This window comes from Lysinibacillus sp. BSL11 (genome assembly GCF_052928325.1).
In genome coordinates, this window is sequence record NZ_JAVGCX010000001.1 from 23,061 (window position 1) to 44,287 (window position 21,227).

21 protein-coding genes and 1 pseudogene are annotated in these 21,227 nt (G+C 40.8%); 1 reads left to right on the forward strand and 21 read right to left on the reverse strand.

Features of this window, described 5'->3' with window-relative positions:
• The first annotated feature begins 36 nt into the window (after positions 1 to 36).
• Complete coding sequence (locus RCJ95_RS00125; RefSeq protein ID WP_446721767.1) at positions 37 to 1,062, forward strand: DUF2332 domain-containing protein; 1,026 nt, start codon at positions 37 to 39, stop codon at positions 1,060 to 1,062.
• A 59-nt stretch (positions 1,063 to 1,121) separates the two neighbouring features.
• On the opposite strand, the pseudogene RCJ95_RS00130 reads toward RCJ95_RS00125, so the two are convergent.
• The 21 genes and pseudogenes from RCJ95_RS00130 to RCJ95_RS00230 form a co-directional block, all read right to left on the reverse strand.
• Positions 1,122 to 1,687, reverse strand: a pseudogene (locus tag RCJ95_RS00130) (NADPH-dependent FMN reductase).
• Between the two features lie 13 nt (positions 1,688 to 1,700).
• Positions 1,701 to 2,756: an LLM class flavin-dependent oxidoreductase gene (locus tag RCJ95_RS00135; protein ID WP_446721858.1), complete on the reverse strand. Its 1,056-nt coding sequence runs from the start codon at positions 2,754 to 2,756 to the stop codon at positions 1,701 to 1,703.
• 16 nt (positions 2,757 to 2,772) lie between these two features.
• Positions 2,773 to 3,714: a ring-cleaving dioxygenase gene (locus RCJ95_RS00140; RefSeq protein WP_446721768.1), complete on the reverse strand. Its 942-nt coding sequence runs from the start codon at positions 3,712 to 3,714 to the stop codon at positions 2,773 to 2,775.
• Between the two features lie 56 nt (positions 3,715 to 3,770).
• On the reverse strand, positions 3,771 to 4,214 hold the full coding sequence (locus RCJ95_RS00145) for a MarR family winged helix-turn-helix transcriptional regulator (protein WP_221680226.1): 444 nt from the start codon (positions 4,212 to 4,214) through the stop codon (positions 3,771 to 3,773).
• Positions 4,215 to 4,314: 100 nt separating this feature from the next.
• Entirely contained in the window at positions 4,315 to 4,935 is a 621-nt protein-coding gene (cdaS, locus tag RCJ95_RS00150; RefSeq protein WP_004231336.1) for a sporulation-specific diadenylate cyclase CdaS, read from the reverse strand.
• Between the two features lie 686 nt (positions 4,936 to 5,621).
• The gene (locus tag RCJ95_RS00155; RefSeq protein WP_009370265.1) at positions 5,622 to 5,852 is read right to left on the reverse strand and encodes a hypothetical protein; all 231 of its coding nucleotides are present in this window, start codon (positions 5,850 to 5,852) and stop codon (positions 5,622 to 5,624) included.
• Positions 5,853 to 5,917: 65 nt separating this feature from the next.
• Positions 5,918 to 7,912 (reverse strand): methyl-accepting chemotaxis protein, encoded by a 1,995-nt coding sequence (locus RCJ95_RS00160; RefSeq protein WP_337976996.1) that lies wholly within the window; start codon positions 7,910 to 7,912, stop codon positions 5,918 to 5,920.
• A gap of 323 nt (positions 7,913 to 8,235) precedes the next feature.
• On the reverse strand, positions 8,236 to 9,168 hold the full coding sequence (rnz, locus tag RCJ95_RS00165; RefSeq protein ID WP_446721769.1) for a ribonuclease Z: 933 nt from the start codon (positions 9,166 to 9,168) through the stop codon (positions 8,236 to 8,238).
• Between the two features lie 98 nt (positions 9,169 to 9,266).
• Complete coding sequence (locus RCJ95_RS00170; protein WP_221680223.1) at positions 9,267 to 10,103, reverse strand: class I SAM-dependent methyltransferase; 837 nt, start codon at positions 10,101 to 10,103, stop codon at positions 9,267 to 9,269.
• A complete protein-coding gene (locus RCJ95_RS00175) occupies positions 10,100 to 11,599 on the reverse strand; it encodes a cobyric acid synthase (RefSeq protein WP_221680222.1) in 1,500 nt (499 codons plus the stop codon). The genes RCJ95_RS00170 and RCJ95_RS00175 overlap by 4 nt, the downstream gene beginning before the upstream one ends.
• Before the next feature lie 132 nt (positions 11,600 to 11,731).
• Positions 11,732 to 12,268, reverse strand: a complete 537-nt coding sequence (locus RCJ95_RS00180) for a cob(I)yrinic acid a,c-diamide adenosyltransferase (protein ID WP_446721770.1) — start codon at positions 12,266 to 12,268, stop codon at positions 11,732 to 11,734.
• Positions 12,269 to 12,281: 13 nt separating this feature from the next.
• The gene (locus RCJ95_RS00185) at positions 12,282 to 12,842 is read right to left on the reverse strand and encodes a nitroreductase family protein (RefSeq protein WP_048392353.1); all 561 of its coding nucleotides are present in this window, start codon (positions 12,840 to 12,842) and stop codon (positions 12,282 to 12,284) included.
• Between the two features lie 33 nt (positions 12,843 to 12,875).
• Positions 12,876 to 13,643 carry a uroporphyrinogen-III C-methyltransferase gene (gene cobA, locus RCJ95_RS00190; RefSeq protein WP_221680220.1) on the reverse strand — a complete coding sequence of 256 codons (768 nt, stop codon included), beginning with the start codon at positions 13,641 to 13,643 and terminating at the stop codon, positions 12,876 to 12,878.
• A complete protein-coding gene (locus RCJ95_RS00195) occupies positions 13,640 to 14,278 on the reverse strand; it encodes a precorrin-2 dehydrogenase/sirohydrochlorin ferrochelatase family protein (protein ID WP_320938890.1) in 639 nt (212 codons plus the stop codon). The genes cobA and RCJ95_RS00195 overlap by 4 nt, the downstream gene beginning before the upstream one ends.
• Positions 14,271 to 15,638, reverse strand: coding sequence for a cobyrinate a,c-diamide synthase (locus RCJ95_RS00200; protein ID WP_313149862.1), 1,368 nt, complete (start codon positions 15,636 to 15,638; stop codon positions 14,271 to 14,273). Before RCJ95_RS00200 ends, RCJ95_RS00195 begins: the two co-directional genes overlap by 8 nt.
• Positions 15,639 to 15,649: 11 nt before the next feature.
• A complete protein-coding gene (locus RCJ95_RS00205) occupies positions 15,650 to 16,771 on the reverse strand; it encodes a cobalt-precorrin 5A hydrolase (RefSeq protein WP_221680217.1) in 1,122 nt (373 codons plus the stop codon).
• On the reverse strand, positions 16,764 to 17,549 hold the full coding sequence (gene cobM / locus RCJ95_RS00210; protein ID WP_257522479.1) for a precorrin-4 C(11)-methyltransferase: 786 nt from the start codon (positions 17,547 to 17,549) through the stop codon (positions 16,764 to 16,766). Before cobM ends, RCJ95_RS00205 begins: the two co-directional genes overlap by 8 nt.
• Entirely contained in the window at positions 17,549 to 18,256 is a 708-nt protein-coding gene (gene cobI / locus RCJ95_RS00215) for a precorrin-2 C(20)-methyltransferase (protein ID WP_221680215.1), read from the reverse strand. The genes cobM and cobI overlap by 1 nt, the downstream gene beginning before the upstream one ends.
• Positions 18,249 to 19,469: a precorrin-6y C5,15-methyltransferase (decarboxylating) subunit CbiE gene (gene cbiE / locus RCJ95_RS00220; RefSeq protein WP_257522480.1), complete on the reverse strand. Its 1,221-nt coding sequence runs from the start codon at positions 19,467 to 19,469 to the stop codon at positions 18,249 to 18,251. Before cbiE ends, cobI begins: the two co-directional genes overlap by 8 nt.
• On the reverse strand, positions 19,426 to 20,559 hold the full coding sequence (locus RCJ95_RS00225) for a cobalt-precorrin-5B (C(1))-methyltransferase (protein ID WP_313149864.1): 1,134 nt from the start codon (positions 20,557 to 20,559) through the stop codon (positions 19,426 to 19,428). The genes cbiE and RCJ95_RS00225 overlap by 44 nt, the downstream gene beginning before the upstream one ends.
• Positions 20,559 to 21,218, reverse strand: coding sequence for a precorrin-8X methylmutase (locus tag RCJ95_RS00230; RefSeq protein WP_004231303.1), 660 nt, complete (start codon positions 21,216 to 21,218; stop codon positions 20,559 to 20,561). Before RCJ95_RS00230 ends, RCJ95_RS00225 begins: the two co-directional genes overlap by 1 nt.
• Between the last annotated feature and the right edge of the window lie 9 nt (positions 21,219 to 21,227).

A 21,227-nucleotide genomic window follows, 5' to 3' on the forward strand; every position in this document is an offset into this window, starting at 1 on the left:
ATGAACTAGATTATGTATTTAAAAGGAGAGAATCATATGCCGCACATTAGATTAAGTCGTCAATTTCTGATGTTTGCTCAACAGGAATGTCAAGGCTCAAGCCCGCTGTACGAACATTTAGCAAATAAAATTGCCAATGACGAAGATTTGTTAGACATTGCCTCCTTGATCCCACAGGGTCAGCCTGCGCCCAATTTATTGTTGGCAGCAGTTCATTATTTATTAACTACATCCAATGATCCTTTGATAAATTATTATGCATCTTTCACACCTTTTCCACATCCAATACAGGAGGTGTTCCCTATTTTTAAAGCATTTGTACTGTCACATACAAATGAATTAACGACATTGTTTCAAGAAAAGCTGGTACAAACAAATGAAATTCGACGCTGTGCGTATCTTTACCCAATGATGACTGAAATCTATGCCAAACATCAACAACCATTAGCTTTTATTGAAATTGGCGCAAGTGCTGGGCTTCAGCTTGGCATGGATCACTACAATTATTGCTACAATCAGCAATTAGTTATTACTAATACGAAAAACGATAGTATGTTATTCTCGGAAAATCGTGGTGAAACTTTGCCTACCTCACTTTCTGAACCTCCTGTTGTTTGTCAAAGAATAGGGATCGATCTAAACCCGATTGACCTTGGAAATAAAAAAGAAAGTCAATGGCTTCAAGCGTTAATTTGGCCTGAACATCATGAACGTAGAATGTTATTCAATCAGGCTCTTCCCATCATCAATCAATTAGATATTCAGTTGGTAAAAGGGGATGCGATTCAACTGATTAAAGAGCTCCGTCGAACAATAGAGCAAGAGGCAATGTTAGTGATATACCATACACATGTCGCAAATCAAATACCAATTGAATTACGTCATACATTAATAGAGCAATTAAAAGAAATTAGCATGGAGCGACCTCTCTATCATTGCTATAACAATTTATTTGATACAAAACTTCATCAAGATTTTATAGATCAAGGCACTATAAAATCCATTCGTACAATGGCGCGTCCAGATGGGCATGCTCGATGGTTTGAATGGTCAAATAGCTAGCCTTGACACAAAAAGAAACGCTGTGTCAGACTACTTCACAGCGTTTCTTCTATTAATCTTTAAAAATCATATTCAGCATCTTTTTTGGCTCGAATTTCTGCAAAAGCCTCTGTAACATCACGGTATCCTCTGCTAACCGTTCTAAACGAAAAAGGACATCATCATTGACAATTTCTTTACGTAAAAAATCCTTTTCTTCTATAAATACATAGGTCGGTACGATGTGCGCTTTCATATAAGCAAGGATCGGCTTTAGTTGCTGTTCCACCATTAAATAATGCTTGGATGTACCTGCTGTAACAATAACACTGACGACTTTATCGCGGAAGGCATTGACAGGTAAAAGGTCAAAGATGTTTTTTAATGTAGCTGGTATAGATGCTTGGAATGTTGGCGTCCCAATAACGATCGCATCTGCAGCCATAATGGTTTCCGTCACATATTTTGTATCGCCTTCATAGTCAAAGTAATTACGTCCATCACTAAAAACTAGCTGATAGTCAGCAAGATCTAGTAATATTACTTCATGCTGTGGGTATTTTTCTTGTAACATCTCGACCATTTTTTGCGTAGCTGTTCTTGTTTTTGAGCCGACAATAGAACCCGCAAGTGCGACAATTTTCATAATGAGCCACTCCTTATTTTGCTGTGTGTTTTTTTATCGCTGGAATTATATCATTACCAATGATTTCTATATTTTTCATCAATTTTTCGAATGGTACGCCACCAAAATCGATTTGTGCCATAAAGCGTTGCATGCCATATAGTTCGTACTGATAAAGTAGTTTTTCAATAATTTGCTCTTTACTGCCCACCATTAAAGCATCACGTGGATCGGGCGCTTGTGCAAATTGTTGCTTTGGATAGCCCCCACCACGAATAGCTTGGAAACCACCGTTTAAATGTGGATACATGCCCTGCAATGCCTCTTTTGTTGTGTCTGCTACATAAAACAAGCTTGTTGTGGCAATAGGTAATTCATTTGGGTCAAAGCCTTTGCGCTCTGCCGCTTCGCGATAGGCATCCACTGATGGTTTAAAGTTGATAGCAGGTCCACCTAATGTTGTAAGCATCATCGGAATGCCCATATATCCTGCTTTAATGGCGCTGGCAGGTGGTCCACCCACCGCACGCCATATTGGCAACGAGCCGTTTTTTGGCTGCGGTAAAATTTGTGCATGATGGAGAGGTGCTCTAAATTGCCCTTCCCAAGTCACAAGCTCCTCGTCATTGATTTTCATAAGAAGCTCTAATTTTTCCTCAAAGATTTCTTCATAATCTTGTAAATCAACACCTAGTAAGTGATAGGCCCCTACACGTGAACCACGTCCCGCTACAATTTCTGCACGACCATCTGATAATAAATCAATTGTGGCAAAATCCTCATATACTCGTACAGGGTCTGAAACACTTAATACGGTTGCGGAGCTAGACAATTTAATGGTCGAAGTTGCTTGTGCGATAGCACCTAACACGACTGTATGTGCCTGTGTTGTAAAATAAGACTGATGACTTTCACCTATGCCAAATACATCGATTCCAGCTTGCTCTGCTAATTGACTTGCCTCGACTAGCTCTTTTAGTCGTTGTTGAGCAGAAATACGCTCGCCCGTTAGTGGATTAGGGATATGATCACCTAAAGAGTACAGTCCGAATTCGAGTCCTTGTGCTTGATCAATACGATATTTTTCCATCATGTGTTATCTCTCCTTATTCTAGCGGTTCTAAAATAGCTTCAATTTCTGAACGTCTCTCTTCTAAAAATGGTGGGAGGTCTAATTCTTTGCCAAGTTCTTCGACTGCTGAATCTACCGTAAACCCTGGCCCATCTGTCGCCATTTCAAATAAAATACCGTTACGATCTCTAAAATAAAGACTTTGGAAATAATAACGATCAACCACACCAGTACTCTCCAATCCTAGCTCCTTAATCTTGGTATCCCATTGCTGTAATTCATCAACGGTTGCAACACGTAACGCAAGATGGTGAATACTGCCTTTACCAGGTTTTTCGCTTGGTCCTTCTACTTCTTTGACAACAATCTCGCCATGCACTTCCCCTTCTATTGATTGTAGGACCATTTCCTTGTCCTTTTCTGCCATAACTGTATAGTGAAATAAATCTTGTAATAAATTGACCGTTCTTTGTAAAGATCGCACAGTGATTTCAATCGTTCCCATGCCTAAAATACGATGTTCCTCCGGTATATCATTTCCATCCCATGGTTGCCATTGAGCAGGCGTTTCTTGTCCTTGATGGTTTAACAATACCATCCGTAAACCTTCATGATCTTCAAAAAACAAAGCCTCTTTGCCTGCATAAGTAGTGATATCGCTATGTTCTACTTCTAGCTGTTGAAAGCGTTCTTTCCAATATAGTAGGCTTTCGGAGCTAGGTACAAGTAAGCCTATACGAGTAATAGCATTCGTCCCTCGCACTGTACGCCCTGCAACAGGCATTTCAAAAAATGTTAATTCTGTACCTGCTGCTCCTGTTAAGTCTCCATAAAATAAGTGATACATGGAAGGGGAGTCTTGATTCACCGTTTTTTTCACACGTCGTAACCCTAAAATGGTAGTGTAGAAGTGATTATTCTGTTTACCATTTTTCGTTAACATAGATACATGATGGTGTCCGCTTAATTTGTTCATTAATTGTTCCTCCTCATTATTTTCACTTGACTAGGCAAGTGATTTTACAAAAAAAATTACACAGGCGGCAATTTTTTTTCTCGGCTATGTTTTTCAAGCTTTGTCATCGCAATATATAAAGATTTAATTTCCTCAGCTGTTAATACTTCTTCAAAAAATGAAGACTGGAAGTGAAGTTGACTAGGTGTTGCTGCATCAATCATTTGCTCCCCTTTTGATGTCAATGAGATGGTTTTCGTCTTCCAATTTTGTTTACGCTCGATTAGTCCCTCTTTTTCCAGTCGGGCAAGCATGCGGGACATGCCACCTTGTGTTACAGTTACTTTTTCTGCTAATTGAGACTGTGTAATCGGGGCATATGTTTTGATCTGGATTAACACATCAAATTGTGCTGTCGTTAAGTCGAAACGTTTTAAAAATTCATTCGATAACTGATTACTTTGCGCTGTAAAGCGCATCATCCGAATCCATGTTAAGGTGCCTAGTGTATGATTTCTCATGACTTCACCCTCCCTTCAGTTATCACTTTACCATGCAAGTGATACTTCCGCAAGAAAAATATCTTGAATTCGAGATATTTTTCTAACATAGGGGGACTCCCTATATGATGCCAGGTGTTGTAACAGGATATAAATTGCCCTTAAGAGCAAAAGAAATTCTACCCGTTTCTTCTGATACAACCATTACAAGTGCATCACTTAGCTCACTCAATCCCAGCGCTGCACGATGTCTTGTTCCTAATTTCTTTTCCCCTGTATACCGCTCTGACAATGGCAGTACATTGGCAGCTGACTCAATTTGATTTTGATAGACAAGTACCGCTCCATCATGAAGTGGATTACCAGGGAAGAAAATCGATTCTAATAAAGAATGGGTTAAATCCGCACCAATATGAATACCAGGCTGAATTAGATTCTCTAAAGAATCCTGTCTTTGAATAACAATTAAACCACCATGCCTTCTCAAAGACATATTTTGCACACTGTGTGATAGCTCTGGATACTTTTCAGTAAACGGAGAAAGATAACAATTTAAATAGAACGTTGCAGCTTTCATTTCAATTGTCATAAACTTCTCTTTAATTTTCTCAAAATTACCGAGGAGACAATTTGCATCTGTATCCATTTCCTGCACACTCTGTTGTAAGGACATGATCACTTCGAGAAGCTCATCTTTTAAAGTTTCTTTCATTGGTGAAAAATCACAATTTGTTGGATCCATATGATATACACACCTCTTCATTTCATCACTGTTTACGATAGTTTTTCTCTCTATATGTTTTTTATTCTCTTTTAAGTAAAACGACCTCCTACTATGTTGAATAGGAAGTCGTTACATGTTGTTGCAAAAAGATGATATCAACGGCAGAAAAAGCAACTTTGCAAGGTGAGAGGTTGATTTCCGTTCCGCCAGCGTCCTTTCCAGGGGACGTCCGATGAGCCGCTTCACTGTGACGCTAAATCCCCTAGGAGTGACGCTGGCTCCACTCCAATCAACCATTCTGCAAAAGTGTCTTTTCCTCATTTTTCATACTAGCGGTAGCAATCAAAATAGCCCATGATTTGTATGATTAGAAAAAGGATAGGTTTTTATTTTCAATGTAGAGAAGTGATGAATGACAACACCAATGAGTAGTGAAGACCTTCACTTTATTTGAAAACCTTTGCTAAAAAGATTACGTTTTCTGGGTTGGAGTGGAAGGCTACTTGACTCCCGTGGGATAGCGAGACAGGCAAAACTCTAAACGGAGCGGTAGCGGAGGAAGCGATTCGGCGCTCGCCCACAGGAAAGCAAGTAGCCTGTAACGGAAACCATTTTCACCTTTCACAAAAATTCTATTGATGGTTTTGTTTTTCAACAATATGAAACGACTTCCTACTATGTTGAATAGGAAGTCGTTAATATTCTTACATATGCCCTGCCCGAATTTTTTTCACGATGCTGAAAGTCGTGTAGGCAGCAGCGGGTGCTAACACGACAATAAAAATAATCCACACAGTTAAATTATTTGTTGCTTTTAATGTTTCATAATTTGTCATGACAAAAATAATTAGACCAAATAATAGTAAATAGCTCAGCACATTTGGAAAAATGACGATTAATCGCAATAATGCTGGCGGCATCTTTTGTTGATTCATTTAAACCACACCCCTTTTTTCAATTATACGGGAATCTAGTGATTTATCGTACTATATTTTTCCTTTTATACTTTATATTTGCCTGCTGATAGTTGGAGGTTTTCCGCTGTTGTATTCAATTGGTCGATAAATGCGGTCATGTTCTCCATATTTTCCGCTTGATGTTTAGCCTTTTGAGCAACGGCATCAACACTTTGCGATGTCTGCTTAGCCAAGAGCGAAACATCTTCCATGGTAGCTGTTACTTCCTCTGTACTAGCAGCAATTTCCTCAGTGGAGCTTGATACTAAATCCACTTGTGTTGCTAAGACCTGTACATCATTATGAATTCCTTCAAACGATTGCTGTGCTTCTTGTACGATTGCACGTCCTGCATGTAAGACATCTGCTGTCGCTTGGATGGTTGCTACAATATTGGCTGTTTCCTTTTGGACATTCATCACCACCTGGGTGATTCTATCCGCCGCACTCTTAGAATCTTCAGCTAATTTACGAACTTCTTCAGCTACAACGGCAAAGCCTTTACCCGCTTCACCAGCACGCGCCGCTTCAATAGATGCATTTAATGCCAGTAAATTCGTTTGATCAGAAATTCCTGTAATCACATTGGTAAATTCCCCAATCATTGTAGATAGTTTTTCAAGCTCCTGTGTTCCAATCACCGCAAAATTCGTTTTCTCATGAATAGTCACCAGTTGCTTTTGTAAGGACTGCATAATTTGTAATCCATTATCTGCGTTTTCCTCGGTATTACGCGAAATACTAGAAATTTCTGCTATGGATTCAGAAATATATTGAATGCTGCGTGCCAATTCCTCCATTGAATGCGCACTGTCTGCCGTATTATTCTGTTGTGCAAAGGAGGCCTGCGCTACCTGACTAGATTCGCCTTGGATAATTGCGGCTGATTCAAGTGTTTCATGAGCATTTTCTTGAATGGTATAGGTAGCTTCTTTTATTTGATTGGCCCCTTGCTTGATTTCACACATAATTTGTTGGAAATTATCCATCATCCCATTAAATGATGTCACTAATTGGCCAATCTCATCTTTTGCATGGATTGGAATACGCTTGGTTAAATCTGCTTCACCTTTACTAATTTCCTCTAAGGAATTGCGCACACTTAAAATACGCGATACTTGCTTCGAAATAGACAGGCCCGTAGTGAAGAAAATCACACAGACAACAATCAATGAAGCTACAATTGTGCCTACCAAAATTTGTGAGAGAATAGCATTGGATACAATAATAGCTAAGTATGTACCGTTTGATAATGGCTTTACATATTGCGTGACACGAGTACCATCGTAGCGCCCTGAAAATTCAGTTGACTTTTGTGCTGAAAATTGGGCTGGCTCAAAACCAATATCCGCTAAATTTTGTTTTGCTGTAGCGGCAATGGTTTGACCTTTTTCATCTACAATAGCGGCGAATAATACGGTTGAGGATAAATAGTTGTCCAGTTGATCGATATAGGATTCACTGCCGATACTTGCTTCTAAATCTAGTAGCTGCTGTCCATGGCGAGCCACCTGTACAATTTGTGGAGTTGCTGGATTCCAGCTACCTACCCCGACAAATTTGAAAAATTGATCATCGACATCGCGAATTTGTGCTTTTTGGACAATTTCTTTCGCTCTTCCATCTAAGAGTTGCATATATTCGGCAGCTTGTCCGTTTGGATCAGCGCCAAAGTTAAAATCAACAGTTGGAGCTACTGATGTCACCGTTGTATTCCCTTTATCATCTGTACTCCAAATCTCATCGATGCCACCACGCTCAGCAATGGCCTTTAAATCCTCATATGTAGCACCTTTGTCAATGATGTAAGAAGCCATTACAGATTCGGCAATCATTTCTTTTTCCATAATTTCTTCTGCTTTTTCTCTAGATTGAATCGCTCCTTCCAATCCCATGACTATGGAGTTGGCGATTGCTTCTCCATTGCTTTTTTCACTTTTATATGTAGCTTGATAAACATAAATAGAAAATGCCGCTATAATGAACACCACAATGCCCATAATCTCCAGAAGCATTTTCCATTTCATTGACTTTCTCATGATGAGATCCCCCTAAAAATTACGATTATTTCCACTTCATCATACAATATCACTTCCATATATTTCATTAACAATTTATTAAATATAAAATAATAAGTTTTGAAGAAGTTCAAATTGTCATTAATTTGTAAAAATTTCGAAATAGATAAGCATGGAGGATAAAACTAACTATTTTGTACTAGTAGAAGCATGCAAAAAAGCATAATTCTCATGATTAAACAGTAATATTTAAACAAAATTATCTCCACATCTTTAGGACTATAAACTAAAAACATCTATTAAAGGAATCTCCCCTAATAGATGTTTTCCATTTAATAATTATATCAGAATAATTTATTGTGTTGCCATGTATAAACGGCTTGATCAGCTGTTAGGAATGTATTCGGAAAAATCCCCTGTGCTTCAGCTAAAAATTGAGGTAAGTCGTATGGAAGAAAACGTGCGCTTAAATGATTTAATAATAAATAGTGTGCACCAGCTTGCTGTGCGACTTTTGCAGCCTCCACATTTGTTGCATGACCGTAGCTTGCTGCTAAATCTGTTGTTGTACCATCAAAAGTTGCTTCATGCACAATGATATCAGCACCCATTGATAATTGGATTGCTTCTTCACAATATTTTGTATCGCCTAAGACCGACAATGTAAAGCCCTTTTTGGCTGGTGCCACCACGTCTTTCGCATGTACCACATCACCATTTTCAAGTACAATATCGTGGCCATCTTTTAATTGCCCTAATAAAGGTCCCTTTGGAACACCAAGTGCCTGTGCTTTGTCAATTAATAATTCACCTGGTAAATCCTTTTGTTCAATACGATACCCATAGCAAGGTACAACATGGCGTAATTCCTTAGCATGAATTGTAAAATGAGCATCCTCAAAAATAATGCCTTCTTGTACCTCTACAAAGCGTAAAGGATATGTTAAATGGGTTTTTGATAGGGCCAATGTTTGTTCAATCCACTGCTGTAAGCCAGATGGCCCGAAGATCGTTAGCGGCTCATCCCCACCTTGAAAGGAACGCGAGCTTAAAAAGCCTGGAAGTCCAAAAATATGATCTCCATGTAAATGTGTAATAAAAATTTTCTTTACTTTCCGTGGCTTTAACGACGTATGAAGGATTTGATGCTGTGTCGCCTCCCCACAGTCAAATAGCCACATTTCACTCACTTCATCTAATAGCTTTACCATCAGAGCACTTGTATTTCGTTCTTTTGAAGGCATGCCTGCGCCTGTCCCTAGAAAATGTAGCTGCAACATATGCCACCTCACTTCTTCTTTATATCGTTTTATTGTACCTTATCCATTCCCATAAGAAAAACCTTTGGTGTACAGTTTCTCCAAAGGTTTCTTGATTATTTTGGTTGCCATGAAACAAGCGCCGCATGGAAATCATGACGATAATAATAACGTCCATCCTTTTCTTCGATAAAAGGTAATAGTGATTCCTCTACATGGGCTCGCTGGAAATTCGTCGTTAATATTTTTTTACTCTGCGTTGTCACAAGCTGCTCATAGCTTTCATATTCGTAGACACGTTCGAGCGGGATAATCTGACAATCCGCGTAGATATCCATTTCATAGAGGAGATTCAAAAACTCGATATAATCTCTGCGGGGAAATTTAATGTCATAACCATACTTTTCATATAACTGTTCATAGTGTGGCTGAATGGGCCCTGTCGTCATCCCAATGATGGCACGTTTCCTCGCCAGCCGATTCATGTGATATAAAGCTGCTTTAATTTCATACATTCGGTAAAAACAATTCACGCCCAAGACGATATCATGTGGTTCAATCTCATCTTGCTCTAAACTTTCCCACTTTGCATGAATATAGGAAACGTGCTTCTCCTGCGGCATACATTGTTGTAAGTAATGCAAAATGCTTTCAGAGCTATCCACACATGTGAGCTTGCTTACTTTATCAGCTAATGGAAATGTATAATTGCCCCACCCCGGACCAATTTCTAATACAGAATGCTGAGGTTCAATTTTTTTTTGAAGCTCCTGAAAAATCAATGCAGCATAAGGATCTGTTTGTCCCACTTTTTTACGTGCCACGGATTGCGCCCAAAATTGCTCCTCTAGCTGATCATTCACCATTCGTTCAGGCATATTGCCATGCCAGTCCTTCATGCCTTCCTGCCATAATGCCTCATAGTTAATGGCTAACGGTCCTTTTCTCGTCATATAGATACCTCTAAAGATAATATTTCATATATTTTTTTCATATCAAGATTTGCTCGAACGTGGTCGGCTAACATATTATAGGCATCTTCTCTTCGTTCTGCGTCACTTTTCACATCACTTGGTAAAGCTGTTAGCCCTTTTTTCACTCGTATTTCATTGACAAGTTGACGGGTAAAGGTACGATTATGGAACAAGCCGTGGAAATACGTGCCAATCACTTGCTCATCTTGACTAACCGCACCATCTTCTCTTCCATCCTCTAACAGTAAAAACGGTGATACCGCATCACGTAAAATTTTCGTACGCCCTAGATGGATTTCATAGCCTGTCAATGTGTCCTGCCCTCTTACACCTGTCATTTGCACCGTTTTTTTATTGCCTACAAAAGTGGTTTCCATCGGTAATAGCCCAAGACCATCTGCAGATTCACCATTCCCCTCCACTGCTTCTGGATCAAGTAATGTTTCACCAAGCATTTGGAAACCGCCACAAATGCCAATAATTTTAGTACCGCACGCACGTAAATGTGTGATGGCTTGATCGAAACCCTGTGCTTTTAGCCAAGCTAAATCATCCATTGTACTTTTCGTTCCTGGCAGAATGAGTAAATCTGGTGTACCTAGTTCATTGACATGACCAATTAAACGGACACCCACCTCTGGCTCATCGAAAAATGGATCAATATCGGTGAAGTTTGAAATACGTGGTAAACGAATCATGGCTACATCTACAGCAAATTCGCCTAGCTTTGGTTTTTTAAAACGTAGTGACGATAATGCAAGTGAATCCTCTGCTTCAATATTGACATCGACATAAGGAATCACACCAAGTACCGGAATACCCGTTTCGCGCTCCACCCATGCCAAACCATCATCCAGTAATTCACGCATGCCTCTAAACTTATTGATAATTAATCCCTTAACACGTGCTCGTTCTTCCTCATCTAACAATGCCAGTGTACCAACAATCGAGGCAAAGACCCCGCCACGATCAATATCAGCAACGAGGACTACCGCTGCATCTGCTAAGTGAGCCATTCGCATATTAGCAATATCGCGATCCTTTAAGTTAATTTCTGCTGGGCTACCAGCGCCCTCTAGGACAATGACATCATATGTATGTTGTAGCGTGCGTACTGATTTTTCTACAATTGGCATCGCTTCTTGCACAAAATTATTGCGGTAGCTTTTGGCATCCATATTTAAAAAATGCTTACCATGAACGATAACCTCTGACATCATATCTTGCTTCGGTTTCAGCAAGATAGGGTTCATATCCGTCGTTGCAACAACACGAGCTGCCTCTGCCTGTACCCCTTGTGCGCGGCCGATTTCACCGCCATCCTTTGTAACAAATGAATTAAGAGCCATATTTTGTGATTTAAATGGGACTACCTTCAGTCCATCATCTGAAAATATACGACATAGTGCAGTACAAATCATACTTTTCCCAACATCGGAAGCTGTTCCTTGAATCATGATTGATTTTGCTGGCATAGTCACTCTCCTCTGTAAGTATTCTAAGGCGAAGCGCAAGTAATTCCCTGCGTTCCGCGGGTATTCTATGGCGAAGCGCGGGTATTTGCCTTCGCTCCGCGGGTATTTTTCATCCAGCAATTGTAAAGGGTTTTAAAATTCGAGCCCTTTCACCGCTGGAATCCCTTCATCATAATAATGCTTTGTCGCCTCAATGGTTGACACTAAATCAGCCATTGCTAGTAAGGCCGGATTCGCACTTCGTCCTGTGACAACCAAATGCATTGTAGAAGGGCGGTTTTGGATTGCCTCGATAACTTCTGCTAGGGGAAGGACATCATCGATTGGAAACTTGGTGATCGCTAGGGCATTGTTGAGTTCATCGAGGACCAATAAATCAATGCTGTCATCCTGTAGAGCTGCCTTCGTTTTTTTCCAAGCCTTGGCTAATGCAGCACGATGCTCCTCAGGTGTTTTTGTCCATGTAAAACCTATGCCCATTTGTTCCATTTCTACGCCTAGCTTACGAAGGGCAATTTGCTCTCCATAAGTACGTTCCGGGGATTTGATAAACTGCAGATAACGCACATTTAAGCCTCGACCAACTGCACGCAATGTAACGCCAAGAGATGCTGTCGTTTTGCCCTTACCCTCACCTGTATATACTAAAAATAAGCCTTTTCTTGCCATGCTGATAGCCTCCTTACAGCCATGTTGTCTTTTCTGCAAACGGCGTTCGTTTCTTGTCGGTTTGTTCTTGCTCCTGTGGGTAGCCAATAAATATTGTACCGACTACTTTTTGAGCGTCGCTTGCACCAATAAACGTATGCATACGAGGATCATGTACGAGGCCAACACCACGTGTACGCCAAACAAAGCCAAGACCTAGCTCCTCTGCTGTCAACCACATAGACATAATGGCACTACATACAGCAAAGACATTATCTTCTGTCGCATCTGTGTCCCCCTCTACTATGTCAGCTGTCACCACAATGGCTACAGGGGTTGTTTGTACAACCTTTAATGAACTTTCCACTAAATTTGGCTTCGTGGGGAAGCGTTCTTGTAAATAAGCACTAGCCATTTCTTCATAACGCTTCATGGCTTCATCTTGAATGACATAAAAATGCCAGGGCTCACGCATCCGGTCATTCGGTGCATAGGTTGCTGCCTGTAAAATTTGCTCAATTTTTTCTTTCTCTACTGGTTGTGTCGTGTAATTACGAATTGCTCGACGTTTTTTTAATGCTTCAATGACTGTCATAGTGCTTCCTCCTTGTGACCTTATAAGAAATGATTATGAAAAGGTAAGTCCTTGCTCTTCAAACCATTGAATTTTTTCACGTACCTTGACAACCTCGCCAACAACAATCATAGAAGGGTTATGGTACCCTTCACGCTCAATGATGCTGGCTATCTCATCTAGCGGCCCTGTAATCGTGCGTTGCTGAGCAGTTGTTCCCCACTCAATGACCGCTACTGGGGTTGTTGCCTTCCGTCCATTTTCGATTAATTTTCGAGCAATGTAGGCAATATTACCAACGCTCATATAAAAGGCAACGGTATCTATACCAGTAGCCAATGCGGGCCAATTCAAAAAATCTTGTCCTTTTTCTTCACGACCATGTCCAGTCACAAGGGCAAAGCTTGTCGCGAAGTCTCTATGTGTAACTGGAATTCCTGCGTATGCAGGAGCTGCAATTCCTGCTGTAATCCCCGGAACGATTTCATAGGCAATGCCATGATTTTTTACTATTTCAGCTTCCTCCGCGCCACGTCCAAAAACAAAGGGATCGCCACCTTTTAGGCGTGTAACAATTTTACCTTCTTGTGCTTTTTCAACGAGTAATGCATTTATTTCCTCTTGAATGAGATGATGCTTCCCAGGTAATTTGCCACAATAAACGAGCTCAGCATCCTTTTTTGCAAAATCAAGCAATTTAGGATTTACAAGACGGTCATAAGCAATTACATCAGCCTTTTGAATACATTCCAGTCCATACACAGTAATGAGCTTCGGATCGCCAGGACCTGCTCCCACGATATATACGATTCCATCCTTCATTGCGTTGCTCCCATCAATAGTTGTTGTAAATATGCTTCTCGTCGATCGATCTCACCCTGACGTGTCCATTCAAGGATGTTTGGCTCTAGCAATGCTTGTAATGCCGCACGTCTTTGTGGACCTTTATCATACTTAGCAGCAATCATTAATCGAGCTTGCTGTAAAAAGCATACATAGTCATCATAAGCATCATCAAATTGCTCTTCTAAATCTGCTTTAATCTTGCGGGCTAGACTTGGGCTTGCTCCCGATGTCGAAACAGTGACCACCAATGGACCACGGCGAACAGTAGCAGGCGTAATAAAATCACTTTCACTTTGTTTATCTGTTCGGTTGATTAATTGCCAATGCTGTGCTGCTTCTTGAACGGCTTCGTTAACTGCTGTCACATTCGTTGCAGCGATAATGAGAATGGCGTCATCTAAATCACGAGGTTCAAATTCCTTTTGCTTCCAAGTAATTTGCCCTGACTCAGCAAGTGACTGTAATGTGTCATGTAAGGTTGGACTAACAATGACGATGTTTGCCTTTGCTGGTAACAGGGTTGCTACCTTCTGCGTTGCCACGTGACCGCCGCCTACAATCACTACTGTTTTATATTCTAGATTGATATGAATAGGAAAATAATTAGTCATTACTTTTCACCTTCTTACAAGCTGTTAACCAATTGTCAACTAGCTTTGGGTTTGATACAAAATGGAAATGAGTATAGCCAGCCACTAAATTTCCTTCTTGATAGCCTTCTTTCTTTTTGCCAAAACGACCAATCGTTTCATAGGCTGCTGTATTGTGAGAACCACTATATTTGGAATAATGGAACTCATGGCCCTTCGCTTGTTCCTCAGCACCAATTAAGAAATTATCGGCTGTGCCAAAAATTTCACGATAACCAAGTGCTGCTAGTTTTGTTTGCATCGCCACTTCTCCAGGAATTACCCCTACCATGTCATAGCGGTCGCCATGGCTATTTGTAATGGCCTCTGTTAAATACATAAAGCCCCCACACTCAGCTAATGTTGGAAGACCTTTCGCAATGACTTGACGAATAGAGTCTTTAACGACTGTATTGGTAGCAAGTGACTTTGCAAATTCCTCAGGAAAGCCACCGCCAATATACAAGCCATCTGCTTCAGCTGGTACAGGCTCATTCGCAAGCGGTGAGAAAAACAGTAGTGTCGCACCTTTCGCACGTAACAAAGCCAAGTTTTCTTCATAATAAAAATTAAAAGCTGCATCTCTTGCAACCGCTATACAAATATTTCGTGAAGGCTCCTCCCTAAATAAATGACCTGATTCTTGCAAGATAGGAGCCTTTGTTAAATGTATTAATTGATCCAAATCAATCGTTTCTGCCATAAGGTTCCCTAGTTTATCAAAAAATGAATCTAGCTCTCCTCTTTCAATAGCAGGTACTAACCCTAAATGACGACTCGGGATATCGATTCCTTCCTCACGCTTTAGGTAGCCAATAACAGGAATGCCGCATTCTTGTTCAATAGCTGCCTTCGCAATTTCGTAATGACCGACACTACCAACCTGGTTCGCAATAACACCAACGATATTCGGCTTATCTGATAGTAATTGGAAGCCTTTCACAACTGCTGCTACGCTACGTGCCATGCTAGCACAATTGACAATTAAAATAACAGGACTCTCTGTCACTACGCTAATATCAGCAGCAGACCCAGCATCAGATAAAGGGCTTTTACCGTCATAAAAGCCCATCACACCTTCAATAATGGACACATCTGCATCTATACTTGCACGTGCCACAATATCACGTACTGCTTCGTGTGAAAACATCCAGCTATCAATATTACGTGATACTCTGCCCGTTACAGCTGTATGATAGGTTGGATCGATATAATCAGGACCGCATTTAAAGCCCTGCACCACGTTTCCTTTGTTTTGTAGTGCCTTCATCAGTCCAATGGTAAAAGTAGTTTTGCCTACACCACTACCCGTACCAGCTAGTACAAAGCGATTTGTTTGCATGGACTTCCTCCTTAAAATAGGTATCTAGCAACTGAAATCGTAGCATTACCCGATTTTTTCTTCTCTAATAGAAGTGATGGAACCTGTGCATAGCGCATAGCTGCTGGTTCGCTCACGCCGTATGCGCCTGTATATTGAAAGACTGTTTCAGAGGGTGATGGAAATTCAATTTCATTTAATTCATCCGGTGTATACGTAACGAACTCCCAATCATATTTCTTCGTAATTTCTAAGAAACATTGCTCATCTTTCTTCAAATCAATCGTGCATAAGGCTTTCACACTTTTTTTCGAAAGCTTTAGCTCTGCCAAGGTTTCATCGATTACTTGTTCAATTTCCTCTAAAGATGTACCACGGTTACAGCCCATTCCTAATACAATGGATTTTGGTCGATAAATAACACCGTTTTCTAGAAGAACCTCTTCTTCAGGTTCAATGATTCGATCTGTTATTAATAATGTGGCATGGGGAGTAGCTTGAATGGCTGCCTGTGTGGATGGATAGATTTTAATTTGCTCTGGCATCGGTGTATCACGCATCCACCAATCACGTTCGCCTGTTTCCTGTACAATGGCTACATGTTCCTCATTTACAACAGATGCACTAACAGGTGTCAATTTATCCGCACTATCCCATACCCAGCCAAAGCGGGCTCCAAATAAATCAACTGGAATCGTCTTTTGCACATCAGAAGCCGTTGTAATAATTGGATTTGCACCAAGTGCAGCTGCCACCTCGTGTGTGAGCTCATTGGCACCACCTAAATGCCCTGATAATACGCTAATAACATTTTCCCCTCGATCATCAATCACCACAACGCCAGGGTCTGTCTTTTTATCCTTTAAAATTGGCGCAATCATTCGTACGACTGCCCCTAGTGAAATAATTAAAATCAACCCTTTATATTGCTTAAATAGTGTTGGCAATAGCAGGCGCACTGTTCCTGTAAATAGTTGAATATGCTTTTCTTCTTCATCGCCTTGTTCAAATTTACTCATATAATATAAATCACTTGCTGCAAAGGTTTGCTGCAGACGACGTCCTATTTGGACACCATGCTTCGTAATGGCTACAACGGCATAAGGATTACGTTGATCAACCTCTGGTAACACACCCTCTTGTAACTCAATCACTTGTCTTCACACCTTTTCTAAAGCCATGTGTAAAGCTTGCATCATATAACTTCGAACGATATTGATCTTTATCATGAATGTTCGGGTCTAATGCCCAGCCCGCTAAAATCATCGCATGCTTACGAATACCATTCACACGCATCGCTTCATCTAATTCGATTAAAGTCGTTCGTACGATTTTTTGATCGGGCCATGAAGCACGTTGAATAACTGCTACAGGCGTGTCATCAGCCCAACCAGCACTTTGTAGCTCTTTAACAATTTTCTTCGTCAGCGTTGCACTAAGGAATAAGGCAATTGTACAATGGTGGCTCGCTAAATCACGCAGCTTTTCAAATTCTGGTACAGGTGTGCGCCCCTCTGCACGTGTTAGAATAAGGGTTTGGGTTAGATCAGGAATTGTTAGCTCAGCTCCGATAGCAGCGGCCGATGCAAATACAGAGCTAACTCCTGGAATGACTTCATACCCAATGCCTTCCTTTTTTAATAATGCAACTTGCTCCATAATGGCACCATACATCGCTGGGTCCCCTGTATGCATACGTGCCACTGTTTTACCAGTATTGACCCGGTCCACCATCACAGCAACCATTTCCTCCAAATGCATACCAGCTGTACGAATGACCTCCGCATCTGGCCTAGCTTTCGCAATAAGGTCCTCATTCACTAAAGAATCTGTATACATGACAACGTCCGCTGTTTGTAACATATGTAAACCTTTGACTGTAATTAAATCTGGATCACCAGGACCAGCGCCGACAATATAGATTTTCTTCATTATTTACGCACCACCATTAATGTTAAATATTCTAAATCGACACCATCCAACTCACGCACATCCCAAATGATTTCTTCATCTGATGTTACCTTTGTCACCACGGATGCTTTATCTAATAAATCTAAATCACGTAGCACTTCAAGCATTAAATCAATAACTTTCGCCACTTTAATAAAGACAACAGCATCATGCGTTTCAATCGCTTCACGCATCGCTTCGTAATTGTCATACGCAGGTATAATCGCAACACGATCATCACCATCCGCTAACGCAATACCTAAGCGCGATGCAGATCCATTAAATGAAGAAATCCCTGGTACCGTGCGAATTTCGACATCTGGATGCTTATCTTGCATTAGCTTCATCATATGAATAAACGTACTATACAATAATGGATCGCCCTCTGTAACAAAGGCTACATCTTTGCCTGCTTGTAATTTTTCGTAGACAAGTTCTACTGACTTTGTCCATTCACGTTCTAGAACAGCCTCATCTTTCGTCATTGGGAATACAAGACCAAGCATGTCTTTTTCGTCTGGATTAATATATACATCTACAATACGATGGGCATAGCTTTTACTGCCTTTTAGCTTTTTTGGGTAAGCAATAACAGGTGATTCCTGAATCACTCGAAATGCCTTTACTGTAATTAATTCTGGATCGCCAGGACCAACGCCCAAGCCATATAAAATTCCTAGATTACTCATGATTTTCTTCCTTTCGATAAGCGGAAATAATGTATATTGGATTTAATGGCACAAAGCGTGTCATATCTAAAATTGGTTTACTGCGTGCAAGCTGAGCCTGTAAAATGTCAACAGCAAAACCACAAGCTTTAAATGCCTCAACGGCTTTATATAAATTTTCAATAGTCGCCGCATTTAAGACAATGCGCCCATTTTGCTTTAAACGCTGACAGCATAATTGCAGTAACTCAACCATTTCACCACCAGTGCCACCGATGAAAATGGCATCAGGGTCTGGAAAGTTGTCTAAACCCTCTGGTGCTTTACTATGGATAGCCGTTATATCAACTCGAAACTTTTGTTGATTTTGAAGACAATTGTCTAAATCAGGGGCATTTTTTTCTACGGCAAAAACCTGTCCCTCCGGAGCAAGCTTACCTGCCTCAATGGCCATGGATCCCGTACATGTGCCAATATCCCAAATAACGCTATCCTGTTGAAGCTGCATGGCTTGCAAACTTAAAACTCGAATTTCTTTCTTCGTAATAAGTCCTTTATCTGGCTTTCGTTGTGAAAATTCTTCATCATCAATCCCAAGTGTGTAGCGTTTCGGTGCTATTGTTTGTTTTAAAATCACGACATTTAAAGGAGAAAAATGAGTAACTTCCATTTCATCGAGCGAGTACCAGCCACTTTTTTCGTTGTCGCCCTGTAAATTTTCGGCTACAAACGCACGATATTCCGTCATACCAAAATGCTTTAAATATTGAGCGAGAGCATTCGGACTATTCTCTGCATCTGTTAAAAGTGCTACTTTCTTTTTGCCATCAATTCGCTGTGCCAAGCCCTTCATTGGTCGTCCATGAATACTCGTTACGTAAGCATCCTGCCAGCTCTCTCCCATTTTCGCAAAGGCCAGCTGGACAGAACTCATATATGGATAAACCTCTATTTGTAGCTTTTTTGCTAAATAGCCTCCGATGCCATAAAATAATGGATCTCCAGATGCAAGAATCACGGTATTTCTTGTTTCTTCAGCCAATCTTTCAACAAGTGTTGAAAGACCTCCTTTTATCAGGATTTTTTCACCTCTAAAGTCTGGGAAAAAATCAAGTACTCGCTCACCACCAACAAGTACCTCACAGTCTTCAATCCACTGAAGGTATTGCGGTAATAAGCTTGCTAATCCGTTATCCCCGATCCCAATCAACTTCATCGATCGATGCAATGTCATCAGCCCTTCCTAATAATTGTCCCTGCATCGAATAGATCGATGTGGAAAGCGTTAAACCGCCCTTAATATGATGGATAGAGGAATAGCAGCAAGCCTCACATAAATGATGGAAGAACGCATCATAGCCCTTTTCCATCATCATCTCACCTACTTGTGAAGCTGTATTTGCCTCTAGAACTTGTGCTATCGTTTCTCTATCTGCCCCTATCTCCTCTGCCAGTTGTGCTAAAAAATTAAAATCGATTGCTGCACTTTTGGAATGCACCATCATGACACCTTGTGCGACTTTAGAAAATTTCCCCATCATCCCAACGAGAGAAACTTGTTTGATGCCTAAACGCTTACAATGCTTTAATGTAAAACCTACAAAGTCACCCATTTCAATAAATGCTTCTTCTGCTAGATGTGGATATTGTTTCATCGCAAACTTCTCACTTCGTCCACCTGTTGTCACTACTAAATGCTCACAGCCAGCCTCTTTCGCTACACTGATGGCTTGGACAATACTGGCCATATAAGCAGAACTCGAAAAAGGCACGACGGTTCCCCTTGTGCCTAAGATTGAGATGCCCCCAAGTATACCGAGTCGTCCATTTAACGTTTTTTTAGCAATCTCCTCTCCCTTAGGTACAGAAATCACCACATTCACGCCTCGAGTAATGTGAAATTCGTCCAACACACCTTGGATCGTGCTATAAATCATTTTACGGGGTACAGGATTAATGGCTGCCTCTCCGACAGGCACTGGCAGGCCAGGCTTTGTGACACGCCCGACGCCAATACCTCCATCTAAATGAATCCCAGGTGTATCTGCCCAGCTCACTGTGCCAACGATGAGTGCCTGATGGGTCGCATCAGGATCATCACCAGCATCTTTAATCGTTTCACAGCTGACAGCATTTTCTTCAAATATGCATTTTTCAATTGTAAAGGTTACATCTCGACCAATAGGTAAATGAATCGTGCTTGTCTCTTGCTCCTCCTTAGTAATAAGGGCAAGCAGTGCAGCCTTTGATACAGCAGTTGCACAGGCTCCCGTCGTATAACCGTGACGCATGTCCTTGGGGTCCTTTTTTGGCTTCCGCTCCATTATTTTTTCGCCTGTTCGTCCGCTAAAAGTGAGATGGCATTTAAAGCAGCAACCGTCACTGTACTACCGCCTTTACGACCAACATTTGTAATGTACGGAATCCCTTCTAGTTTAAGCAGCTCTTCTTTTGACTCAGCTGCTGACACAAAACCAACAGGCATACCGATAATTAAATCTGGTTTTGCTAGCCCTTCTTTAATTAATCGAATCAATTCCAGCAATGCAGTTGGTGCATTACCAATGGCATAAATACCACCTTCATGTAATTTTGATGCCTTTTGCATCGAAATAATGGCACGTGTTGTATTTTGTTTTTTCGCTTCTATTGACACATCTTCATCCGCAATATAGCAATGCAAATCGCCACCATGTTTTTGGAAACGCTTTTTACCAGAGCCACTTTCAATCATTTGCACATCTGCTATGACATGACGTCCTGCAAGAATAGACTTGATACCCGCTTCAATCGCACCTGGTGTAATGATGACACTACGGCCTAGCTCGAAATCAGCTGACGCATGGATAATGCGACGTACAACTTTCCATTCATCTTCTGAGAAGTCATGCTCGCCCATTTCCTCTGCAATAATAGAGAAACTGTAATCGTAAATTTTATCTGGGTCTACCGTTAATGGTTTAAAATCTGTTTTAAAATCCATGGAAAATGC

Excerpts from the sequence above, each read along its gene's own strand:
- RCJ95_RS00195 (WP_320938890.1), bottom strand. The coding sequence starts at position 14,278 with ATGACTAATTATTTTCCTATTCATATCAATCTAGAATATAAAACAGTA.
- RCJ95_RS00230 (WP_004231303.1), bottom strand. The coding sequence starts at position 21,218 with ATGGATTTTAAAACAGATTTTAAACCATTAACGGTAGACCCAGATAAA.
- RCJ95_RS00170 (WP_221680223.1), bottom strand. The coding sequence starts at position 10,103 with ATGACGAGAAAAGGACCGTTAGCCATTAACTATGAGGCATTATGGCAG.
- cobM (WP_257522479.1), bottom strand. The coding sequence starts at position 17,549 with ATGAAGAAAATCTATATTGTCGGCGCTGGTCCTGGTGATCCAGATTTA.
- RCJ95_RS00125 (WP_446721767.1), top strand. The coding sequence starts at position 37 with ATGCCGCACATTAGATTAAGTCGTCAATTTCTGATGTTTGCTCAACAG.
- RCJ95_RS00160 (WP_337976996.1), bottom strand. The coding sequence starts at position 7,912 with ATGAGAAAGTCAATGAAATGGAAAATGCTTCTGGAGATTATGGGCATT.
- cobA (WP_221680220.1), bottom strand. The coding sequence starts at position 13,643 with ATGAAGGATGGAATCGTATATATCGTGGGAGCAGGTCCTGGCGATCCG.
- RCJ95_RS00155 (WP_009370265.1), bottom strand. The coding sequence starts at position 5,852 with ATGAATCAACAAAAGATGCCGCCAGCATTATTGCGATTAATCGTCATT.
- RCJ95_RS00145 (WP_221680226.1), bottom strand. The coding sequence starts at position 4,214 with ATGAGAAATCATACACTAGGCACCTTAACATGGATTCGGATGATGCGC.
- RCJ95_RS00225 (WP_313149864.1), bottom strand. The coding sequence starts at position 20,559 with ATGGAGCGGAAGCCAAAAAAGGACCCCAAGGACATGCGTCACGGTTAT.
- RCJ95_RS00140 (WP_446721768.1), bottom strand. The coding sequence starts at position 3,714 with ATGAACAAATTAAGCGGACACCATCATGTATCTATGTTAACGAAAAAT.
- cdaS (WP_004231336.1), bottom strand. The coding sequence starts at position 4,935 with ATGGATCCAACAAATTGTGATTTTTCACCAATGAAAGAAACTTTAAAA.
- RCJ95_RS00135 (WP_446721858.1), bottom strand. The coding sequence starts at position 2,756 with ATGGAAAAATATCGTATTGATCAAGCACAAGGACTCGAATTCGGACTG.
- RCJ95_RS00175 (WP_221680222.1), bottom strand. The coding sequence starts at position 11,599 with ATGCCAGCAAAATCAATCATGATTCAAGGAACAGCTTCCGATGTTGGG.
- RCJ95_RS00185 (WP_048392353.1), bottom strand. The coding sequence starts at position 12,842 with ATGACAGTCATTGAAGCATTAAAAAAACGTCGAGCAATTCGTAATTAC.
- RCJ95_RS00180 (WP_446721770.1), bottom strand. The coding sequence starts at position 12,268 with ATGGCAAGAAAAGGCTTATTTTTAGTATATACAGGTGAGGGTAAGGGC.
- RCJ95_RS00200 (WP_313149862.1), bottom strand. The coding sequence starts at position 15,638 with ATGCAAACAAATCGCTTTGTACTAGCTGGTACGGGTAGTGGTGTAGGC.
- cbiE (WP_257522480.1), bottom strand. The coding sequence starts at position 19,469 with ATGACATTGCATCGATCGATGAAGTTGATTGGGATCGGGGATAACGGA.
- cobI (WP_221680215.1), bottom strand. The coding sequence starts at position 18,256 with ATGAGTAATCTAGGAATTTTATATGGCTTGGGCGTTGGTCCTGGCGAT.